The organism is Rhizobium sp. Root274, from assembly GCF_001429245.1.
Lineage (GTDB): Bacteria > Pseudomonadota > Alphaproteobacteria > Rhizobiales > Rhizobiaceae > Allorhizobium.
Genome location: NZ_LMJE01000007.1, coordinates 1,148,256 through 1,169,926, shown reverse-complemented (window position 1 = coordinate 1,169,926; position 21,671 = coordinate 1,148,256). Strand labels below are relative to the sequence as shown.

21 protein-coding genes are annotated in these 21,671 nt (G+C 61.2%); 15 read left to right on the top strand and 6 right to left on the bottom strand.

The window, feature by feature from the left end; all coding sequences use genetic code 11:
- Positions 1–74: 74 nt before the first annotated feature.
- From ASE36_RS14590 to ASE36_RS14575, 4 genes are read left to right on the top strand one after another with little or no spacing between them, the layout of a single operon-like run.
- On the top strand, positions 75–1,598 hold the full coding sequence (locus ASE36_RS14590) for a sugar ABC transporter ATP-binding protein (RefSeq protein WP_062280817.1): 1,524 nt from the start codon (positions 75–77) through the stop codon (positions 1,596–1,598).
- Complete coding sequence (locus ASE36_RS14585) at positions 1,595–2,626, top strand: ABC transporter permease (protein ID WP_062280813.1); 1,032 nt, start codon at positions 1,595–1,597, stop codon at positions 2,624–2,626. Before ASE36_RS14590 ends, ASE36_RS14585 begins: the two co-directional genes overlap by 4 nt.
- Positions 2,623–3,603, top strand: coding sequence for a galactofuranose ABC transporter, permease protein YjfF (gene yjfF, locus ASE36_RS14580; RefSeq protein ID WP_062280810.1), 981 nt, complete (start codon positions 2,623–2,625; stop codon positions 3,601–3,603). Before ASE36_RS14585 ends, yjfF begins: the two co-directional genes overlap by 4 nt.
- Positions 3,600–4,334, top strand: a complete 735-nt coding sequence (locus ASE36_RS14575; RefSeq protein ID WP_062280806.1) for a FadR/GntR family transcriptional regulator — start codon at positions 3,600–3,602, stop codon at positions 4,332–4,334. The genes yjfF and ASE36_RS14575 overlap by 4 nt, the downstream gene beginning before the upstream one ends.
- A 42-nt stretch (positions 4,335–4,376) precedes the next feature.
- Here the strand turns inward: ASE36_RS14575 and ASE36_RS14570 are convergent, their stop codons facing one another.
- Positions 4,377–5,090, bottom strand: coding sequence for a GntR family transcriptional regulator (locus ASE36_RS14570; RefSeq protein ID WP_062280803.1), 714 nt, complete (start codon positions 5,088–5,090; stop codon positions 4,377–4,379).
- 257 nt (positions 5,091–5,347) lie between these two features.
- Here ASE36_RS14570 and ASE36_RS14565 point away from each other — a divergent pair, with 257 nt between their 5' ends.
- The 6 genes from ASE36_RS14565 (at position 5,348) to ASE36_RS14540 (ending at position 11,263) form a co-directional block, all read left to right on the top strand.
- Positions 5,348–6,436: an ABC transporter ATP-binding protein gene (locus tag ASE36_RS14565; protein WP_062280800.1), complete on the top strand. Its 1,089-nt coding sequence runs from the start codon at positions 5,348–5,350 to the stop codon at positions 6,434–6,436.
- Between the two features lie 29 nt (positions 6,437–6,465).
- Entirely contained in the window at positions 6,466–7,752 is a 1,287-nt protein-coding gene (locus ASE36_RS14560; protein ID WP_062280798.1) for an ABC transporter substrate-binding protein, read from the top strand.
- Between the two features lie 188 nt (positions 7,753–7,940).
- A complete protein-coding gene (locus ASE36_RS14555) occupies positions 7,941–8,846 on the top strand; it encodes an ABC transporter permease (protein WP_062280795.1) in 906 nt (301 codons plus the stop codon).
- Between the two features lies 1 nt (position 8,847).
- The gene (locus tag ASE36_RS14550) at positions 8,848–9,666 is read left to right on the top strand and encodes an ABC transporter permease (RefSeq protein WP_062280792.1); all 819 of its coding nucleotides are present in this window, start codon (positions 8,848–8,850) and stop codon (positions 9,664–9,666) included.
- A 5-nt stretch (positions 9,667–9,671) separates the two neighbouring features.
- On the top strand, positions 9,672–10,415 hold the full coding sequence (locus tag ASE36_RS14545; RefSeq protein ID WP_062280788.1) for an aspartate/glutamate racemase family protein: 744 nt from the start codon (positions 9,672–9,674) through the stop codon (positions 10,413–10,415).
- A gap of 2 nt (positions 10,416–10,417) precedes the next feature.
- A complete protein-coding gene (locus tag ASE36_RS14540; protein WP_062280785.1) occupies positions 10,418–11,263 on the top strand; it encodes a GNAT family N-acetyltransferase in 846 nt (281 codons plus the stop codon).
- Between the two features lie 3 nt (positions 11,264–11,266).
- Here ASE36_RS14540 and ASE36_RS14535 read toward each other — a convergent pair whose 3' ends face one another.
- The 5 genes from ASE36_RS14535 to ASE36_RS14515 are packed head-to-tail and all read right to left on the bottom strand — an operon-like array spanning position 11,267 to position 15,712.
- Complete coding sequence (locus tag ASE36_RS14535) at positions 11,267–11,767, bottom strand: GNAT family N-acetyltransferase (protein ID WP_062280782.1); 501 nt, start codon at positions 11,765–11,767, stop codon at positions 11,267–11,269.
- Between the two features lies 1 nt (position 11,768).
- The gene (locus tag ASE36_RS14530; protein ID WP_062280779.1) at positions 11,769–12,704 is read right to left on the bottom strand and encodes an ROK family protein; all 936 of its coding nucleotides are present in this window, start codon (positions 12,702–12,704) and stop codon (positions 11,769–11,771) included.
- Positions 12,701–13,885, bottom strand: a complete 1,185-nt coding sequence (nagA, locus tag ASE36_RS14525) for an N-acetylglucosamine-6-phosphate deacetylase (protein ID WP_062280776.1) — start codon at positions 13,883–13,885, stop codon at positions 12,701–12,703. Before nagA ends, ASE36_RS14530 begins: the two co-directional genes overlap by 4 nt.
- Positions 13,882–14,904 (bottom strand): SIS domain-containing protein, encoded by a 1,023-nt coding sequence (locus ASE36_RS14520; protein WP_062280773.1) that lies wholly within the window; start codon positions 14,902–14,904, stop codon positions 13,882–13,884. The genes nagA and ASE36_RS14520 overlap by 4 nt, the downstream gene beginning before the upstream one ends.
- A 40-nt stretch (positions 14,905–14,944) precedes the next feature.
- Positions 14,945–15,712, bottom strand: a complete 768-nt coding sequence (locus tag ASE36_RS14515; protein ID WP_062280770.1) for a GntR family transcriptional regulator — start codon at positions 15,710–15,712, stop codon at positions 14,945–14,947.
- Between the two features lie 478 nt (positions 15,713–16,190).
- Here ASE36_RS14515 and ASE36_RS14510 point away from each other — a divergent pair, with 478 nt between their 5' ends.
- The 5 genes from ASE36_RS14510 (at position 16,191) to ASE36_RS14490 (ending at position 21,641) form a co-directional block, all read left to right on the top strand.
- Positions 16,191–17,372 (top strand): Gfo/Idh/MocA family protein, encoded by a 1,182-nt coding sequence (locus tag ASE36_RS14510; RefSeq protein ID WP_062280766.1) that lies wholly within the window; start codon positions 16,191–16,193, stop codon positions 17,370–17,372.
- 12 nt (positions 17,373–17,384) lie between these two features.
- The gene (locus ASE36_RS14505) at positions 17,385–18,269 is read left to right on the top strand and encodes a carbohydrate ABC transporter permease (protein WP_062280763.1); all 885 of its coding nucleotides are present in this window, start codon (positions 17,385–17,387) and stop codon (positions 18,267–18,269) included.
- On the top strand, positions 18,266–19,126 hold the full coding sequence (locus ASE36_RS14500) for a carbohydrate ABC transporter permease (protein ID WP_062280760.1): 861 nt from the start codon (positions 18,266–18,268) through the stop codon (positions 19,124–19,126). The genes ASE36_RS14505 and ASE36_RS14500 overlap by 4 nt, the downstream gene beginning before the upstream one ends.
- An 80-nt stretch (positions 19,127–19,206) precedes the next feature.
- Positions 19,207–20,409, top strand: a complete 1,203-nt coding sequence (locus ASE36_RS14495; RefSeq protein ID WP_413813663.1) for an ABC transporter substrate-binding protein — start codon at positions 19,207–19,209, stop codon at positions 20,407–20,409.
- Between the two features lie 101 nt (positions 20,410–20,510).
- Entirely contained in the window at positions 20,511–21,641 is a 1,131-nt protein-coding gene (locus ASE36_RS14490) for an ABC transporter ATP-binding protein (protein WP_062280755.1), read from the top strand.
- Positions 21,642–21,671 lie beyond the last annotated feature (30 nt).

Sequence of the window (21,671 nt, the reverse complement as noted above, 5' to 3'; positions counted from 1 at the left end):
ATGGTGGCGGGGTCGTTGCCGCTTCCTCCGGACCGCGTTCGGAGATAGCTTCGCGGGAGAGGGGAAAGAGGCACATGACCGACAATCCATCCATCGTGCTCGCAGCTGCGGGCATCGTCAAAACGTTTGGCAATCATACCGCACTGGACAAGGTCGACATCGCGTTTCATCGCGGGGAGATCCACGCTCTGCTCGGTGAAAACGGTGCCGGTAAATCCACACTGATCAAGATCCTCACCGGTGCCTATATTCCGGACGGTGGAACGATCATGGTCGATGGCGAAGCGGTCAATTTCACCACGCCCCAGCAGGCCCAGACACTCGGCATTGGCACGGTTTATCAGGAGGTCAATCTCCTGCCGAACATGACCGTGGTCGACAATCTTTTCATCGGGCGCCAGCCGACCAACCGTTTCGGCCTTGTCGACAAGCGCCGCATGGAGCGCGAATCCCGCGAAATCCTGTCCACCTACGGTTTGGACATTGATGTCCGGGCCGAACTCTCGACCTTCTCCGTTGCCGTACAGCAGATCATTGCGATCGCGCGGGCAGTGGAATTGTCAGGCAAGGTGCTCATTCTTGACGAGCCGACCGCCAGCCTTGACCGCTCCGAGGTCGAGAAGCTTTTTAGCATCGTTCGGCAGCTCCGGGACCGGGGTCTCGCCATCGTCTTCATCACCCATTTCCTCGACCAGGTGTTCGAGCTGTCCGACCGGGTGACCGTCTTGCGCAACGGCAAACTCGTCGGCACTGAATCGATCGCGTCGCTTGATCGCACGAGCCTTGTCCGCATGATGCTCGGCAAGGATCTCGCTTTCCACCATCCCGACGTGCTCGGCGAAGAGGCGGAAGTCGGCGAAACGCTGATGCAGTTCAACGGTTTCGGGTTGACCAATACGGTCCGGCCATTCGACCTGAAGATTCATCGTGGCGAAGTGGTCGGCGTCGCCGGCCTCCTGGGCTCCGGCCGCACCGAAATGGCGCGGCTGATGTTCGGCATCGATCAGGCCGATAACGGCACGCTGGAGATCGATGGCCAGTCTCGCCAGGTGCGCAACCCTCGCGAAGCCGTCGAGCTTGGTTTCGGCTTTTGTCCAGAGGACCGCAAAATCGACGGTATCTTTGGCGACCTGTCGGTGCGAGAGAATATCGTCATTGCCATGCAGGCGCGGCTCGGCTGGTTCAAGGCGCTCAACCGCGACGAACAGCTGGAGATCGCCGGCAATTTCATCGAGGCGCTTGATATCCGCACGGCCTCGGCCGAGTTGCCGGTCAAGCTTCTCTCGGGTGGCAATCAGCAGAAGGTGATCCTTGCCCGATGGCTCGCCACCGACCCGCGCTTCCTGATCCTCGATGAGCCGACACGCGGCATTGACGTTGGGGCGCATGCCGAAATCGTCCGCATGATCAGCCGGCTTCGCGAAGACGGGCTGGCGCTTGTCGTCATCTCGTCGGAGCTCGACGAGATCGTCAGCTATTCCTCGCGTGTCGTTGTCATGCGCGATCGTCAGATGGTTGCCGAGCTGCACGGCGCCGACATCACGCCTGGAGTCATCGTCCAGACTATTGCCGCCCAACCGGCGGAGGCCGAAGCATGAAAAGACTGCAACTTTCCCGGATCATATCTCCACAATTGCTGGCGCTCGCCGGCGTGCTGTTCTTCAACTGGCTCGTTTTCCCGGGCTTCTTCGACGTCACGTGGAAGGACGGTCGCCTCTTCGGCAGCCTGATCGATGTAATCAATCGGGGTGCGCCGGTGGCCATCCTTGCGATCGGCATGACGGCCATCATCGCGACCAAGGGTGTCGACCTTTCTGTCGGCGCCGTGATGGCGGTGGCGGGTGCGGTTGCGGCGACTTGCGCGGTCGCCGGTCAGCCGCTGATCGTGACGCTGCTTGCCGCTCTTTCCTTCGGCCTGATCTGCGGATTGTGGAACGGCCTGCTCGTCGCCTATCTCGGGATCCAGCCTTTCGTCGCGACCCTCGTGCTGATGGTGGCGGGGCGCGGGGTGGCGCAGCTGATCACCGAGGGATCGATCGTCACCTTCTCCGATCCGGCGTTGATCTTCGTCGGCACCGGCAACCTGCTTGGTTTGCCCATGCCTGCTGTCATTGCGATCGTGCTGATGATCGCTGCCCATCTCGTCATGCGCCGCACGGCCATCGGCCTCTTCATCGAGGCGATCGGCACCAACCTGTCGGCGGCCAATTATACCGGCCTGCGCAGCAAGGTGGTGATCCTGTGCATCTATGCCTTTGGCGGCTTCTGTGCAGCGACGGCCGGGATTATCGCTGCGGCCGACATTCGCGGCGCTGATGCCAACAATGCCGGCCTCTGGCTTGAACTCGACGCCATCCTTGCGGTCGTCATCGGCGGCACCTCGCTGCTCGGCGGGCGCTTCTCGATCCCAATGTCGGTGCTTGGCGCGATCATCATTCAGGCGATGAACACGGGCGTGCTCGTGTCGGGCTTTCCGCCGGAATTTAACCTCATCGTCAAGGCCGGCATGATCATCATCATTTTGGTGCTGCAATCCGCCCGCATCGCCCACGTGCTTGGCCGCAAGTTCGGCCCGCGCCAGGGATTGAGCCAGACGACTGTACAGACTTCGGGGCAGACACGATGAATCCGCGTTACAGGCCGCTTGCCGCCACCACCATCATCTTCATCATCGCCTATGCCATCTGCATCTTCCAGTATCCCGGCATGTGGTCGACCCGCGTGTTCGGCAACTTCCTCACCGACAACGCCTTCCTGGGGATCGCTGCCGTCGGCGCTACCTTCGTCATTCTCTCCGGCGGGATCGACCTGTCGGTGGGCGCGGTCATCGGGCTGATGGGTGTCATCACGGCGATCCTGATCTCCTGGTTCGGCATGCATCCGCTCGCAGTGTTTGCCATCGTGCTGGTGCTGGCGGCGCTCTTTGGCGCCAGCATGGGGGCCGTCATCCACTTCCTGCAGGTACCGCCCTTCATCGTGACATTGGCTGGCATGTTCCTCGCACGCGGCCTGGCCTCGGTGCTGACCCAGGATTCGATCCCGATCGACCACGAGTTCTACCGCACCATCTCCAGCCTTTATTACAAGCTGCCCGGCGGCGGACGCCTCAGCGCCATCGGTCTCCTCATGCTCGGCACCTTCCTCGTCTTCGGCCTGATCGCCCATAAGACGCGCTTCGGCTCCTATGTCTATGCGCTGGGCGGCAACGCGACGTCGGCCTCGCTGATGGGGGTGCCGACGGGTCGCGTCACCATCGCGATCTATGCGCTCTCGTCCTTCCTCGGGGGTCTCTCGGGCATCGTCTATTCTCTCTATACGTCGGCCGGTTACCCGCTGGCGGCCGTCGGTATCGAACTTGACTCGATCGCGGCCGTGGTGATAGGCGGGACCCTGTTGACAGGCGGTTACGGGTTCATCTTCGGGACCCTGATCGGGGTCATGCTGCAGGGCCTCGTCCAGACCTATATTGTCTTCGACGGTACGCTCTCCAGCTGGTGGACCAAAATCGCCATCGGGTTCCTGCTGTTCATGTTCATCCTTCTCCAGAAGCTGGTCTTCAACGCACAGACCGGGCGGTCCCGCCTGAAGAAGGGCCCTGCATGAGTGAGCCGGGGAGCCTTCTTCGCTCCCTGTCCGGGCGGTCGACGGCGCGTAACTTCCATTCGCATGTGATCAATGAAATCGGGGCCGGGGTGATCTCCGGCCGCTATCCGATCGGGACCACACTGCCGAACGACGCCGAACTGATGGCCGATTTCGAGGTGTCGCGCACGGTTCTGCGCGAGGCGTTGAAGACGCTTGAGGCCAAGGGGCTGCTGGAGGCGCGACCGAAGGTCGGCACCAAAGTTGCCAAGAAAAGCCGCTGGAACCTTTATGACCCGCAGGTGCTTGCCTGGCATCTCGATGCGCCGCCGGATGCGGAATTCCTGTCCGGCCTGCACGAGGTGCGGCGTTCGCTCGAGCCGATCGCGGCCGCTGAAGTGGCGCGACGGCGCACGGCTGACCAGATCCGCCTCATGCTATACTGGATCCGCCAGATGGAAACGTCGCTGACCTCGCCGCAGAATTTTGCGCTGGCCGACTTCGAACTGCATCGCATCATCGCCGATGCTGCACACAATCCCTTCATCCGGGCGCTCTACGGCGTCATCGAACTTGCGCATGCCTTTGCCTATCAGCGGCTGGTGGATACGCCGGAGGAGGAGGTGCTGGTCGCCATTCTCGACAAACACAAGATGCTGGTGGAACGGATCGAGTATGGGGACGAGGCGGGAACACGTGCTGCCATGCTGGAGACGATCGAGCATGATCGGCAGATCGCGCTTCGCAGCTAAGCGGATCGCGGGCGCTCAGACCGCCACAAATGCGGCTGCTACCTAAAGCTCCAACGCATCTTTCAGCGTTCGTGTTTCCGCGACCGACAGGTCGAGATCAGCCTCGATATGATCGATGTGATGCAGCATCAAGCGTGTCGCCTCGGCCACGTCACTTCGCTCCAGCGCATTGAGGATCTCATCATGTTCGTCATGGCCGCAACTTGAGATGCCGGTGCGGCCATAGAGCGCGATGACCAGGGATGAGCGCGCCACCAGTTCGTCCATGAATTTTTCCAGCACCTGATTGCCGGCAACCTTGGCCAGCATCAGGTGGAAATCGCCGGAGGCCTTGATTTCGGCGCGACGGGCCGAGGCGCCGCGTTCGGCGCGGTAGCGGGCCTCTTCCTTCAGGTGTTCGCGAAATGCCGAGATCTCTTCTGCCGTGATCCGCTCGGCGGCAGCGGCAATAATGCCCGCCTCGATCAGGCGACGTGAGGCGAAAACCTGGCGGGCCTCTTCCGTGCTCGGGTTGGAAACGAAGGCGCCGCGATTGCGCTCGGTGCGAACAAGTCCTTCAAAGGCCAGCATCTGCAGCGCATCGCGGACCACCGTGCGGCTGACATCGAAGAGCGTGCCAACTTCGGCTTCCGAGAGCTTCGTGCCGGGGGCTAGACGCCGGTCGACAATCGCATCGCGCAGCGCGTCCCGGATCGCGCGGGCGCGATCTTCCTGGTTCGGGTCGAGATGTCGGCGCAGCGAGCTCTTCGCGTTCATGGGTCCATCCGTGTCGTTCTTCCTTTTAGCCAGCATGTGGGGCGAGGGGAAGACCGCGGCCAAATATTGCGCCACAACATTGCATACAATCTGCCGTCAATATTGGCTGCAATCGATTAATTCGTGTGCATGCATTCGTGCAGGCTGCACATTCCGCAAGCGACGCAGATTGCTGCCCCTGACAATTCAAGGGTTTGGCAGGCGGGAGCGCAGTTGGCACGGCTTATGCATCGTTGATGGCAGCAGAAGGAGCCGTCATGACGAAAGCCGCCGAGATCGAACTTGCCGCCGTCTCCAAAGTCTATGGAACTGCCACGGCCGTGCATGCCATCAGTCTCAAGGTTCCGGCTGGCACCTATTGCTGCCTGCTCGGTCCGTCCGGCTGTGGCAAGACGTCGACGCTGCGGATGATTGCCGGTCATGAGAGCGTGTCGTCCGGCGACGTGATTTTCGGCAATGCCAATGTGACCGACCTGCCGCCGGCCAGCCGTGGCACGGCGATGATGTTCCAGTCCTATGCGCTGTTCCCGCATCTCGATCTTGTCGACAATGTTGCCTTCAGTCTGAAGATGAAGGGTGTCGACAAGGAGACCCGTCGCCGCGAGGCGCTGGAGATGCTGAAGCTGATGCAGCTTGAGCCTTATGCCAGCCGCCGACCGGCGCAGCTCTCGGGCGGCCAGCAGCAGCGCGTGGCGCTCGCCCGCGCACTCATCACCAAGCCGGAGGCACTTCTGCTTGACGAGCCGCTGTCCGCGCTCGACCCGTTCCTCAAGATCCGCATGCGCGCGGAACTCAAGAAGCTGCAGACCACGCTCGGCATCACCTTCGTGCATGTGACCCACAGCCAGGAAGAGGCGATGGCGCTCGCCGATCTCATCGTGGTGATGAACGAGGGTCGCATCGAGCAGGCGGCGACGCCGCGCACGGTCTTTGAGAAGCCGGCCACTGGCTTCGTTGCCCGCTTCATGGGTGACCACAACGTGCTCTCCGGCCGGATCGCCGAGCGCGAAGCGGACGGGCTGTTCATCGAGGTGGTCGGCGGCGGGCGCTTTTATGCCGGAGGCACTGCGCCGGTCGACCAAGATACGGCCGAGATCGCCATCCGCACCGACCATGTCCGTATTGGTCCGGCCTCAGTCGCGGGCCTCAGCTTCGACGGCATCGTCTCGAATGTCGAATATCTCGGGGCCAAGGTGAAGCTGACCGTCACCACCGCCTTTACCGATGAATTCACCGCCGTGCTCACGGACGCGGCCTTTTTCGCAGCGCCCGTTAAGGTCGGCGAGGGCGTGACCCTGTCGTGGGACAAACAGGATTCGATCGTCCTCGGACGTGTCGAGAAGTGAAACCAAACCAAGAAAACCAGGAGAACAGCATGACTGCCAAGAAGACTCCCAAGGGCGTTTCGCGCCGCACATTCCTGAAGACGGCCTCTGCCGCTGCCGGCCTCGCCGCCGGCTCGGGCGCCATCACCGGTTTCCCGACGATCTGGGCCCAGTCCAACATTACGCTCCGCCAATTCGGCACCGGCGTGTCGAACATCAATGCGATCGCCGAGCAGTGCAAGAAGGACCTCGGCATCACGCTTGAGATGACCGCGACCGATTCCGACGCCGCTGCCCAGCGCGCCGTCACGCAGCCGAACTCCTATGACATTGCCGACATCGAATACTGGATCCTGAAGAAGGTCTATCCGACCGGCGTGATCCAGCCGATGGAAACGAAGAAGCTCAAATATTACGACAAGGTCGTACCGCTGTTCAAAACCGGCAAGCTGCTGCCCGACAGCGTCATCGCGCAGGGCACTGCGCCGCATACCGTCGGTTATGTCGAGAGCAAGGATGCCAAGACCTTCGCCTCGGGCGAGACCGAACTCTTCACGATGATGCCGACGATCTACAATGCCGATACGCTCGGTATCCGCCCGGATCTGGTCGGTCGTGAGATCACCACCTGGGCCGACATCATGGACCCGGCCTTCAAGGGCAAGACCTCGATCCTGAACATTCCCTCGATCGGCATCATGGATGCCGCAATGATCTGCGAAGCCATGGGCATCATCAAATATGCCGACAAGGGCAATATGACGAAGGCCGAGATCGACACGACGATCGACTTCCTCATCAAGGCCAAGCAGGACGGCCAGTTCCGCGCCTTCTGGAAGTCGTTCGATGAGTCTGTCAACCTGATGGCGTCTGGCGAAGTCGTCATCCAGTCGATGTGGTCGCCGGCCGTTGCTGCCGTCCGCTCCAAGGGCATTGCCTGCAAATACCAGCCGCTCAAGGAAGGCTATCGCTCGTGGGGCGGCGGTCTCGGCCTTGCAGCCCATCTCTCCGGCGCACAGCTCGACGCGGCCTATGAATATATCAACTGGTACACGTCCGGCTGGGTTGGCGGCTATCTCAACCGCCAGGGCTACTACTCCGCCTGCATGGAAACCGCCAAGGAGTTCATGTCCGCCTACGAGTGGGGCTACTGGATCGAAGGCAAGGCCGCGACCGGCGACATCATGTCTCCGGAAGGCAAGGTCATGGAGAAGGCCGGTGCTATCCGCGACGGCGGCTCCTTCGAAGAGCGCATGGGCAAGGTCGCCTGCTGGAACTCCGTCATGGACGAAGACCGCTACATGGTTCGTCGCTGGAACGAGTTCATCGCGGCCTGATCTTACTGCGGTCGCTCGCCCCTCATCCCCCTGCCGGGACCTTCTCCCCGCATGCGGGGAGAAGGGGACGAGCCGCTGACCGTGCCACAAGTGTCTTCTCCCCGCTTGCGGGGAGAAGGTGGCGGCAGCCGGATGAGGGGCAACTCTCTCGGTCCGCACTTTCTCGCAGCGATTGGAGACCTAACATCATGGTGGAAGTCCGATTTTTGGGCGTCGGCGAACCTAAGCCGAAACGCGTGATCCGTGTGCCGCTCGGGCTTGTCTCCTATCTGCAGGCGACGCCGCTGGCGCTGATACTCGGCTGCTTCCTGCTCCTGCCGATCCTGATGATCGCGACCGTGTCCTTCTGGGACTATGACTTTGCCCAGATGTATCCCGACTTCGTTACCTTCAATTATACCGAGACACTGGGCTCCTGGGTCACCTGGAAGACCTATCTCAACACCTTGAAATTCGCCCTGATCGTCTGGACGATCACGCTGTTCGTCGGCTTCTGGGTCGCCTATTTCCTCGCCTTCCATGTGCGCACCTCCGCCATGCAGAGCGTTCTCTTCCTCGTCTGCACTGTGCCGTTCCTGACCTCCAACATCATCCGCATGATCTCCTGGATACCTGTGCTGGGGCGCAATGGGCTGATCAATTCGGCGCTGGTGAATGCCGGCATCGTGCCGCAGCCGATCGAATGGCTGCTCTATTCCGATTTCGCCGTCGTGCTCGCCATGGTGCATCTCTACACGCTGTTCATGGTCACCCCGATCTTCAATACGATGATGCGAATCGACCGATCGCTTCTGGAGGCGGCGCGCGATGCCGGTGCCAGCGGCTGGCAGATCCTCACCAATGTCATCCTGCCGCTCTCCAAGCCCGGCATGGCGATCGGCACCATTTTCGTCGTCACGCTGGTGATGGCGGATTTTTCCACCGTGCAGGTCATGTCCGGCGGCCAGAGCGCGTCCGTTGCGCTGATGATGAAAAACCAGATGTCGTTGCTGCAATATCCGGCCGCTGCCGCCAATGCCGTGGTGCTGCTGATCCTCGTCCTGCTGATGGTCGCGGCGATCCTGCGCGTCGTTGATATCCGGAAGGAGCTCTAAGATGCTTTCCGACAAGCGCCCCCGCGAATTTTACATTCTCGCCGCCTTCTTCGCGCTCTTCGTGCTCTTCCTCTATGGGCCGCTGTCCGCGATCGTCATTCTGTCGTTCCAAGGGCCGAATGGCGGTTTGACCTTCCCGCTCAACGGTGTGTCCCTGCACTGGTTCGCCAACCTGTTCGAGACCCAAGCGGTCGGGGATTTCGGCGGTTCGTTCCGCCGCTCCTTCGCGCTCGGCCTGATGGTGATGGTGGTGACGGTCGTCGTGTCGTTGCTGGCGGGTCTTGCTTTCCGCCGCAAATTCGTCGGGGCGACGCCGCTCTTCTATCTCTCGGTTGCGAGCCTCGTCGTGCCGTCGATCATCATCTCGCTCGGCATCGGCGTGTTGTTCAGCCAGCTCGGCTTACAGCCCGCCTGGTACACCTCCGGCTTCGGGGCGCATCTCACCTGGACGCTGCCCTTCGGCGTGCTGATCATGTTCGCCATCTTCAACCGCTTCTCGCCCTCTTACGAAGAAGCCGCGCGCGATCTCGGTGCCACGTCGTGGCAGACCTTCCGTCATGTGGTGCTGCCGATGATCGCGCCGCCGCTGATCGGGGTTGGGCTGTTCGGCTTCACGCTGTCCTACGACGAATTTGCCCGCACGCTGATGACGTCAGGCACCTACAACACGCTTCCACTCGAGATCTACGGCATGACGACCAATGTCACGACGCCTGTGCTCTATGCGCTGGGAACGGTCACGACGCTGTTTTCGCTGCTGGTGATCGGCGGCACGCTCGGCCTCATCGTCGCGATGAACCGCCGCCGAAGCCAGGGCTGAATTGCATGAAAATTGCCGTCATCAATCCGAATACCACCGCCAGCATGACCGCGACCATTGCGGATGCTGCGCGGCGGGTGGCGCATGCGGACACCGAGATCCAGGCGATCACCTCGTCGATGGGGCCTGTCTCGATCGAGGGCTATTATGACGAGGTCTTTGCCATACCCGGGCTTCTCGTGGAGATTGCCAAGGCGGAGCGGGAGGGGGCAGATGCCATCGTAATTGCCTGCTTCGACGATACCGGCTTGGATGCCGCTCGTGCTCTCGCCTCGATCCCGGTCATTGGCATCTGTGAGGCCGCCGTCTCCGCCACAGCCTTCATCGCCCAGCGTTTCTCGATCGTGACCACCATGGAGCGCTCGCGGCTGCCGGTTGAGCATCTCATGCATCGCTATGGCATGGGCAGCCGCTGCAAGGTGCGGGCGGCGGATGTGCCGGTGCTGTCGCTCGAAGACCCGAATTCGAATGCCCGCGACCGGCTGCGCAGTGAAATCTCGGCGGCGCTGAAGGACGACAAGGCGGAGGCGATCGTGCTCGGCTGTGCCGGGATGGCGGACCTGACGGCGGCACTTCGGCTGGAATTCGGCGTTCCCGTCGTCGATGGTGTTGCGGCGGCCGTCAAGCAGGCGGAGGGGCTTGTGGCGCTGGGGCTTTCGACCGCCAAGCGCGGTGCTTATGCGACGCCGGTCCACAAGCCCTATCACGGTGATCTCGCGCGTTTTTCGCCCGAAGCCATAGGCGCGTGAGAATGTTAGGTGATCCGCAGGTCCGCGTGCTAACGGATGCCGAGGTCGAGGAACTTGTCGGCTGGGCAGCATTGGAAGGCTGGAATCCGGGACAGGGCGATGCCGCAGCGTTTCGCGCGGCAGACCCGGATGGTTTCATCGGCTGTTTCGTCGACGGGCGGTTTGCGGCCGGGATTTCCGCCGTTAGGTATGGTGCCGGTTTCGGTTTTATCGGTCTCTATATCTGTCACCCGGAGTTTCGCGGGCGTGGTCTCGGTCGCCTCGTCTGGGATGCCGGCATGGCGCATCTTGGCGATCGGGTGATCGGTCTCGACGGCGTGGTCGAGCAGCAGGCCAATTACGGTAAGATGGGGTTTGCGGCGGCCTATGACACGGTCCGCTGGAGCATCGAGCGCATGCCGGTCTTGTCGAGGGCTGATGCCAGTTGCCATGCAGTTGGCGTAGCCGATGTCGCTGACATCCTGGCCTTCGATCGAAGTTTCTTTCCGGGAAGACGGGAGAGCTTTCTCACCGCCTGGCTCAAGTCGCCCCGTCAGCCTTTCGTCTGCCGCCGGCAGGGTGCGGTGGCCGGTTATGCGGTGGTACGCCCCTGCCGCAGCGGCCACAAGATTGGTCCGCTCTTTGCGATCGATGGACGCACAGCCGAGGATCTGCTGAAGGTTTGCCTTGCAACTCTCGGTGGTGGCGAGATCAATCTGGATGTGCCTGATTATCAGCAGGGGTTCCGTTATCTGCTGGAACGTCTGGGGTTCAAACCTGGCTTCAAGACGGCGCGGATGTATCGTGGAGAGCCGCCGTCGCTTCAGAAGGCCGGTGTCTATGCCATCACCACGCTGGAACTCTGCTGACGCTTACTCGGAGACACCGGAGGGCGCGGCCGTGGGCAGCATGCCGCGATAGATGCCGGGCGAGGAGCCCTCGATCGGGATCGCGCCGACGCTTCTCCGATAGAAATCGACAGGACCGGCGCCACCAATCACAGCATAGCCGTAACCTTGGTCGCGCATGTCGAGTAAAGTGCGCAGCAGAAGCGCGTGGCCAACGCCCTTGCCACGGGCACTTTCGTCGACCCCTGTCGGCCCGAAGAAACCCTTCATGGTGGCCTCGTGGCAGGCGAAGCCGAGGAGGGTTTCGGCCTCATGGGCTATCCAGCAGGTGACCGGCTGGCGCAGGATCGCGGCCGTCGCCTCGTCGGCCCAGCCTGCGCCGAAGCGAGGGCGGATCCAGTCGCAGATGGTTGTCATTTCGGGAACCAGCGCTCGGCGCAGGGTGATGCCCTGGTCCGTCATCCGTTGGTCTAGCACGGGGTCGGCTTGCAGGTCATAGAGCTTCACCAGCATGTCTGTCGCCATGTCAGCTCTCCCGATGCTCTGCCGCAAATCCGAGACCAAGAATTGCGGCGCCAATCAATCCCGGCTCGACCCTGCATGTAGCAGGCACGACGATCGGATGGGCAAACTTGCGCAGGATGCGGCGGCGCAGCGCCACGTCGATTGCCGAAATCAAGGCCGGCACATTGGACAACCCGCCGCCAACGGGCAGGATCGTTGTTCCCGTGACGTTGACGACAAGAGACAGAGCGTCTGCCAGGATATCGATATAGACGTCGAGGGTGCGGATTGCCGTTGCGTCGCCGTTCTGCCAGTCGGCGAGGATCTCCTCGCTGGTGCGCGTTTCGCCATGCAGTTCGCGGTGCAGCTTCTCCAGGCCGCGCGCGCTACAGACAGCGTCGATGCAGCCGACTTGGCCGCAGCCGCATTGGAAGCGTGGGACGCGTACCGGCGGGGTGCCTGCTTCGTTGGCCTGGACGGGGCCGTGACCCCATTCGCCGGCAAATCCGCCGGCGCTGTTGATCAGCTTGCCGTCGATGACGAGACCGCCGCCGACACCCGTGCCGAGGATAATGCCGAAGACGACGCGGTGGCCACGGGCTGCACCGATGCCAGCCTCGGCCAGCACGAAGCAGTCCGCATCGTTGGCGATGACGACGGGAAGCCCAAGGGCTTGTTCCAGATCTGCCTGCAGCAGCCTGCCGTGGACGCAAGGTATATTGGCGACTACGGCCTTTGCCGTGTCGGGATCGATGACGCCGGCGATCGACAGTGCAACACAGTCCGGGCGCTTGCCGGCCTCAGTTTCCGCCTCTGTGATAACGGCGGCAAGCGTTGCGACGAAGGCGTCAAAATCATGCAGTGGTGTCGGCTGGCGCGGGAAGGGGCAGATGTCGTCGGCCGAATAGGCGACCGCACCCTTGATCGCGGTGCCGCCGATGTCGAAGCAGATGATCATGCTGTGGCCCTGTCCTGCAGCGAAACTGTCTCATAGACACAGCTTCCACCGATCCAGGTGGAGTGGATGTCGAGTGCCTCGTCCAGCAAGACGAAATCGGCGCGTTTGCCGGGTTCCAGCGTACCGCGATCGGTCGCGCCCACCGCTTCCGCCGGATAGAGCGTTGCCATGCGCAAAGCTTCGTCGAGCGGTACGCCCAGCCGTTCGTGAACAAAGCGGATGCAGGAGAGCATGTCGATATCGGCGCCTGCCAGCGTTCCGTCGGCCAGCGTCAGACGACCGTCGCGGCGGTAGACGGTCCGGCCGTTCAGGTCGAAGCTTGTCTCATCCGAGCCGATGGTCGACATGGCGTCGGTCACCAGGAAGATATGCGCCGGTCCCTGCTTGGCAGCCAGTGCCACACGCATGCTGACCGGATCGACATGGAAACCGTCGGCGATCAGGCCGCAGTGCAGGGCAGGGGATGCGAGGGTCGCACCCACGAGGCCCGGCTCGCGATTGCCGAGCTGGCTCATGGCATTGAACAGATGGGTGACCATGCTGGCACCCGCTTCGACATAAGTTGCTACATTGGCGCACTGCGTGTCGGTGTGGCCAAGGCTGACGCGGTAGCTGGCGGCGGTGAGACGCTTCACCTGCTCCGGCGTCACGCTTTCCGGGGCAACGGTAATCATGGAAAGGCCGAAACTGCCGGCAACACCTTCGAGATAGTCGAGATCGGCGTCCGTCATCGTGCGGATGAGAGCTGGGTCGTGTGTGCCCTTGCGGGCGACCGACAGATGCGGGCCTTCAAGATGCAAGCCGAGATAGCCGGGCAGGCTGTGGGCTGCCGCTTCCTCGCCAGCGGTGATCGCGATCCGCTTAAGTTCCGGACGGTCGGTGATGAAGGTGACCATCAAGGCTGTCGTGCCAAAACGGGCATGGGCCTCGCAGATCGTGCGGATGCCGTGCTCTGTCGGATCGTTGTTGAACAGAGTGCCGCCGCCGCCATTGACCTGCAGGTCAATGAAGCCGGGTGTAATCAGGGAGACTGGTGCGCCGGATCGCGGCATGCCGGCCGGCAGGTCGGCCTGGGTGACGATCGAACCGATCTTGTCCCCTTCCACGACCAGAGCGGAATCGGCGTGCATGCGGTTGCCGTCAAAGATGCGGCGGGCGGTGACGGCAAAGGCTGATGTCATTGAGTCTCGGTTACCTTTTTCAGCGCAACGGGCTTGTCCGGGTTAAAACCCCGGACGCGCGACAGGGATTCGATGAAGCCATAATAGGGCACGATCAGCGCCAGCGCATCCGTGATCGGGTGGCCGGTCGCAACGAAGGGCAGCCGATGCCCGCCCGTGCCGAAATCCGAGGTGATGAAGCAGGCGGCATTTCCTGCGGCCAGCTTCGAGACCGTCTGGACAATTGAGGCTTCGGCCTTGTCGCGCGCCGCGAAGCCGACGACGGGGAAGTCTCGTCCGACGATCGAGACCGGTCCATGCAGCACCTCCGCGGAGGAATAGGCCTCGGCGTGGAGTTCGCATGTTTCCTTGCATTTGAGGGCTGCTTCGGCGGCAATCGCGAGGGCCGGACCACGGCCGAGCATATAGAGCGATTCCGCCGTCGCCAGCGGCTGCAGCAGCGGGCTCCAATCCAGCTCAAGCGCCTTGGCGAGATGGTCGGGGAGGGCGGCCACGGCACGTTCGAGATCCGTGTCACGTGTCCATGCCGCGATGATGGCAAGGCCGGCAACAATGGAGTTCACAAAGGATTTGGTCGCTGCGACCGCAATTTCCGGACCTGCCATGATATCGACAGCGTGCGTTGCGGCCTCGGCCAGAGGCGAGGGCAGGGTGTTGACGAGGCTGATCGTGGTTGCCCCGCCGTCGCGTGCACCTTTCGCCATCGCAACGATGTCAGGGCTTGCGCCGGACTGAGACACGGCGAAGGCTGCAGCGTTGCCGAGTTTCATGGGGCGCTCGTAAATCGAGGCGAGCGAGGGACCAAGCGAGGCGACCGGAAGGCCAAGCTGCAGTTCCATCGCATATTTCAGGAAGAAGGCGGCGTGATCGGAAGAGCCGCGCGCGACGGTGACGACCACAGAGGGGTTCTTGTCGCGAAGGGTTTGTGCGCAATGGGCAATCACCGAAGAGGATGTGTCCAGAAGACGAGCGGCGGCGGCCGGTATCTCGTCGATTTCCTCTCGCATTTTCGTCGTCATAAGTTTGCTTTCGGTTGTGCGCTCGTCAGTCTTTTGAGCGTCAGGTCTGTGGCTTCATCGGCGCGCCGATGCTGAGTTCGGCCACGAGGTCGTAGGCGTCGCTACGGTAAAGGGCGGTCGACATTTCCATGACGCGGCCGGTTTCGAGATAGGCGATCCGCTGTACCGACAGCGCGGCGGAACCCGGAGGGACCCCGAGCAGCTTGGTTTCCTCGTCCTTCAGCAACACGGCTGAAATCCGCTGATTGGCGCGCACTGGGCGGATGTTGCTTTTGAGCAGGTGCAGATAGAGCGAATCCTCTATCGCATCCGGATCAGGCAGCAGATCGTCTGGAAGGCTGGTGCGCTCCAGCGCGATCGGCATGTCGTTGGCCGTGCGCAGGCGGTCCAGGCGGGAGACGCGGGCGCCTCCGGCCAGACCCAGCATCATGGTTTCCTCGGCTGTCGGGTAAAACAGGCCGCGGCCCAGCCAGCGGGAACCGGCCACCATGCCGCGCCGGCGCATATCTTCGGTGAAGGAGGTCAATTGGCTGAGCGGCTGCTGCATGCGCTGCACCGGCTTGACGACGAAGGTGCCGGAGCCGCGCCGGCGCACGAGAAGGCCCTCGCTTACCAGTTCGTCAATCGCCTTGCGTACCGTGACGCGGCTGATGTCGGCAGCATCGGCAATATCGCGTTCCGCCGGCAGCGCGTCGCCATGCTTCAGGCGGCCCGAGGCGACAGCGTCCTCGATCATCATGCGCAGTTTCACATAAAGTGGGCCGCCCCGCATGGACTGTAGTTCGTGTAAGGGCAGAGCCAGGTTCATGCCGCGCACCCGTTCTGGCTGATGCCCGCACGCAGACGGTGTCGTCTACCGGATGCTCGGAGGGAATTTGACATGGCACGTCCCGTGATCTGTTTGGTAAAACAATACCAACTCAAAACCTATTTCGCAAATGGTTTTGCCTGACAGCGTGTCAACAGGCTGAAATTAAGAATTTTGCGTGAAATCCCAGTAATTTAGACGGAATTCGGCTCGTTTGAGCGAAATTGGCTTTACGATTGGACTTTGTTTGGTATTGTAATTTAACGAATGGATGAGGAGTTGATCCTTGGGGTCCAGCTGTCTGCCGCACACGCTCACGCGTGGTGGCGCAGTGATGTATCCAAGGTCGGCTTGATCATTCACTTCGCAGTCTCGTGAAAATCATTTTCACGATTGGGCGACATTTTGCTTGATCTGTTGACGATGACGGTTTTTTGACGCAGTCTGCGAAAAATAATTACGAAAGCAGGGGAATGTCATGAAGGTCGCCATAATCGGACTCGGATTCCGTCTTGGATATTTGGGTCGGGTGTTCCGGGAGCTCGATCCGAGCTTCGAGATCGTCGGTTATGTGGATCCCGCGCCCGCTGGGATGGCGACGCTGACCGATAATGGCATCTCCGCTGGCAAGGCATATGATACGCCTGAGGCATTGGTGGCGGCCGGCGGATTTGATCTTTTGATGATCGGCTCGCCGAACCACATGCATCTCGACCATATCCGTCTCGGCCTGGAAGCGGGCCTTACGGTCTTCACCGAAAAGCCGATCGTGACGAGTGTCGAGGAGAGCTATGCGCTCGCCTCTCTTCTCCATACCTATGGCCATGACCGGTTGCTGGTCGGTCTCGTCCTGCGCTACTCGCCGCTTTACCGCGACCTGCGCAAGGCTCAGGCCGAGGGTCGCCTCGGTGATGTCGTCTCGATCGAGGCATCCGAGCACATCCAGCCCTATCACGGCGCTTTCTTCATGCGGGACTGGCGCCGCTATGGCCGTTATGCCGGCGGTTTCATGCTGGAAAAGTGCTGCCATGACCTCGACCTCTACAATGGCGTGGTCGGTGCGCGTCCGCGCTTCGTCGCCAGCTTCGGTGGTCGCAAGAGCTTCATCCCGGCGAACGCCCCGCAGAATTCCGGCATCAACGACATGGAAGTATATCACCGCAAGCCGAGCGGCTGGGAAGGCTCCGACAAGGTCTTCGACAGCGACGGCGATATCATCGATTACCAGACCGCGATCGTTGAATACGAGAATGGTGTATCGATGGCCTTCCACACCAATCTCAATGTGCCCGACGAATTCCGCCGTTTCTGCGTGATCGGCTCCAAGGGTATGGCGGAAGGTGATTTCGTTCGTGGTTTCATGGATGTGCATGATGCCCGCACCAATGAAAAGATCGTCGCCAACACCTATTCCGCGCCGTCGGCCTTGTCGCAGCATTACGGTGCCGACGAGCAGATGGCCGAAGACGTCATCGCTTTCGTGCAGACCGGCGCCAAGCAGCCGGTTTCGGCCATCGATGCACTCGAAGCCGGCATCCTGGCGCTTGCCATGGATGAAGCGCGTTTCGGGCGGAAGGTCGTCGATCTTCAGCCCGTCTGGGAAAAGTTCGACGCATGCCTGCATGGTGCGCCCGGTGCCGTCCAGGCGCGTTCGGCTTAAGGGAGCGGTCGGATGCAAGCTCGCCGTAGCGCTATCCTCTTTGCCTGGTTGCTGATTGCGCCGGCCCTTCTCTATATCGCAGTCATCGTCGCCTATCCGCTGGTCGAGACCTTCATTCTCTCCTTCACCGATGCATCGCTGAAAAAGACGACCAACTGGGTCGGCTGGGTGAATTACGAGAAGATCTTCAACGATACCTTCGGCACTGTCATCGTCCGGACCTTCATCTGGACCTTCTTCTCGGTGTCGATCAAGATGATCATCGGGACCTTCGGTGCCGCGATGCTGAACTCAGCCGTGCCCGGCCGAACGCTCTTCCGCGTGCTGACCATGCCGCCCTGGATCGTGCCGATGGCGATTGGCATCTTCATGTGGGGCTGGATGTATAACGGCCAGTTCGGCATGATTTCCGGTGTGCTTCAGCGCATGGGGGTGGTCGATGGTCCCGTTGCCTTCCTGGCCTATGGCTCGACTGCCTTCTGGGCGACGATCTTTACCGACGTGTGGATCGGCGTGCCGATGGTGACGCTTTACATGTTGGCCGCGATGCAGGCGATTCCGCAGGACCTCTACGAGGCCGCCTGGACCGACGGCGCGGGACGTGGATATCGCTTCCGCCGCATCACTCTGCCGCTCATTCTGCCCGCCATGATCACCATGTCGATGCTGTCCTTGATCGCAACGTTCAACTCCTTCGACATCATCTGGATCCTGACGCGCGGCGGTCCGAGCGGCGAGACGACGACGATGATCATCGACACCTATCACACCGCGATCGGGTCGAAGAAATACGGGGAAGGCGCTGCACGTGCCGTGCTTATCTGCATCTTCCTATCGATCTTCTGCTTTGCCTATTTCCGCGTGACGAGCCGGCTTTCCCAGGAGCACGCCCGATGAGCTACGACAAGACAGCCCTGATCAACCGCTACAAGTGGTACGAACTGATCGGCATCTATGCGGGTATCGCCGTTTTCCTGACCTTCGTACTGGCGCCCTTCGTCGAAGGTTTCCTGGTGTCGCTGAAGCCACTCAGCCAGTTGTTTTCCTCGCCCTACCGCTTCTGGCCGGAAAACGGATCATTCGAGGCCTATCGGACGATGTGGGTGAGCGTTCCCGGCTTTGCCCGATACATCTTCAACTCGTTCTTCATCTCGACAGTTGCCACCGTGGTCGTGCTTATTCTGGTGGTGCCGGCCTCCTATGCGTTCGCCCGTTTCGAGTTCAAGGGCAGCGGCCAGCTGCTCGGCGCCTTCCTTGCCGTCAACATGTTCTCGGGCGCCGTACTGCTGATCCCGCTCTTCCGCCTGATGCGGTCGCTCGGCGTGCTCAACACCTATTTCGCCATGATCGTGCCGGGTGTAGCCTTCCTCATCCCTTCCGCCATCTGGCTTCTGCGCACATACATGATGCGTATTCCGCGCGAGCTGGAAGAGGCGGCCTATGTCGATGGCGCCGGCTATTTCTACACCTTCCGCCGCGTGGTGTTGCCGCTTGCCACGCCGGGCATCGCCGTCGTCGCCATCACGACCTTTATCGGCGCCTATGCCCAGCAATTCATCTTCGCCCTCACCTTCAACTCCAAGACGGAATACATGCCGCTGCCAATCGGGTTGTTCGCCTATTTCGGCCGGCAGGAAGTCATCTGGAACGAGTTGATGGGCGCAAGCTTCGTCGGGATCGCACCGGCGATGATCGTGATCTTCTTCCTGCAGCGATATCTCGTCAGCGGCCTGACCGCCGGGGCGATCAAATGAGCTGCCAACCATAATTCGGGCCAACCGGACGCTTTCAACCTGTCAACAAAGGGGAACTACCGATGACGAAGAAACTGACCATGCTTGCAGGCTCTTTTGTCCTGCTTGCAAGCTCGGCGCTCACCACGCTGGCTGCCGACCAGGAAATCTCCTGGATCTATTGCGGCGACAAGATCGACCCCATCCACGAGAAATACATCAAGGAATGGGAAGGCAAAAACGAAGGCTGGAAGGTCAAGCCGGAAGTCGTCGGCTGGGAACAGTGCCAGGACAAGGCAACGACGCTCGCCGTCGCCGGTACCCCGGTTGCCATGGCCTATGTCGGCTCGCGTACGCTGAAGGAATTCGCCCAGAACGATCTGATCGTTCCGGTTCCGATGACGGATGAGGAAAAGGCTTCCTACTATCCGAACATCGTTGACACCGTGACTTTCGAAGACACGCAATGGGGTGTTCCGGTCGCCTTCTCGACCAAGGCTCTCTACTGGAACAAGGACCTGTTCAAGGCTGCCGGCCTCGACCCCGAAACCCCGCCGAAGACCTGGGCTGAAGAAATCGCCTTCGCCAAGCAGATCAAGGAAAAGACCGGTACTGCCGGTTATGGCCTGCCGGCCAAGACCTTCGACAACACCATGCACCAGTTCATGCACTGGGTTTACACCAACAATGGCAAGGTCATCGACGGCGACAAGATCGTCATCGACAGCCCTGAAGTGCTCGCAGCCCTGCAGGCTTATAAGGACATCACGCCTTACTCCGTCGAAGGTGCGACTGCTTACGAGCAGAACGAAATCCGCGCCATCTTCCTCGACGGCAAGGTAGGCATGATCCAGGCCGGTTCGGGTGCTGCCTATCGTCTGAAGGACACCAAGGTCAATTGGGGCGTTGCTCCGCTGCCGAAGGGTCCGTCGGCCAAGGGCGAAGGCACGCTGCTGATCACCGACAGCCTTGCAATCTTCAAGGGTTCGGGCGTCGAGGAAAAGGCAACCGAATTCGCCAAGTACATCACCTCGACCGATATCCAGCATGAATACGAGCTGCAGGGAGGCGCCGGCCTGACCCCGCTGCGTCCGGGTGCTGTCGTCGACCAGTTCGTCGCCAATGAACCCTTCTGGAAGCCGTTCATCGACGGTATCGCCTATGGTGGTCCGGAGCCGCTCTTTACAGACTACAAGGGCTTCCAGAACGTCATGATCGAAATGGTCCAGTCGGTTGTCACCGGCAAGGCTGAGCCAGCTGACGCTCTGAAGAAGGCTGCCGGCGAACTCGAGCAGTACAAATAATCTCGGGATACCGAGGCTCCGCGGGCCGGTTTCGGCCCGCGGATTTCAACTGAAATGATCAGCCGGTCGCGTTGACAGATCGGCACACGGGGACAGAAGTCGTGGGACAGCTATTTCTCAACAAGGTGCGAAAGTCGTTCGGACATTTCGAGGTGATCAAGGGTGTCAACCTCGAGGTGAATGACGGCGAGTTCGTCGTCTTTGTCGGCCCCTCGGGCTGTGGCAAGTCCACGCTTTTGAGGATGATCGCGGGTCTCGATGACACCACCGATGGCGACATCGTCATCGACGGAGAGCGGGTCAATGACAAGCCGCCGGTTGAGCGCGGCATCGCCATGGTCTTCCAGTCCTATGCGCTCTATCCGCATATGTCCGTTTTCGAGAACATCGCCTTTCCGCTTCGGGTGGAAGGCCTGCCCGAGGAGACGATCCGCGAGAAGGTCGGTGCGGTGTCGAAGATCCTGCAGCTTGATCAACGCCTGCAGCAGCGCCCCGGACAGCTTTCCGGTGGTCAGCGTCAGCGCGTGGCCATCGGCCGCGCCATCGTGCGCGAGCCGAAGATCTTCCTGTTCGACGAGCCGCTGTCGAACCTTGATGCGGCACTTCGCGCCGATATGCGCATCGAACTGACCAAGCTGCATCGCGACCTGCAGGCAACGATGATCTATGTGACGCACGACCAGATCGAGGCCATGACCATGGCCGACCGGATCGTTGTGCTGAATGCCGGCCATATCGCCCAGGTCGGCGCGCCGCTCGAACTCTATCATAAGCCGCAGAACACGTTCGTTGCCGGTTTCATCGGCAATCCCAAGATGAATTTCGTGCCGGTCACCTGCGTCGGTGTCGAGGCGAAGGGTGTGACCATTTCTTATCAGGGCCAGACGGCGCTGATCCCCGTCGATGGGCATGCCGATCTCATCGGCAGGAGCCTGACACTCGGTATTCGCCCCGAGCATACGCGCCTCAGCGACGGCGACATCAATATCATGGTCACACCGGCCGTCATCGAACGGCTGGGCATCAACACGATCGCCTATGCGGCGCTCCCCAATGGCGAGCCCTATTGCGCGCTCCTGCCGGGCTCGGCCCCGGTTCGCGCGGAACAGCCGATGACGACGGGCATCATGGCTGCGGATTGCCATCTGTTCGATGCTGACGGCCAGGCGCTGGAGCGCCGGATCGATTGGCGCACGCTCGACCTTCCGGCATCGGTCACTGCTGCCGAATAAGTCTCCTCCCGGCCAAGGCCAAACCTGGTC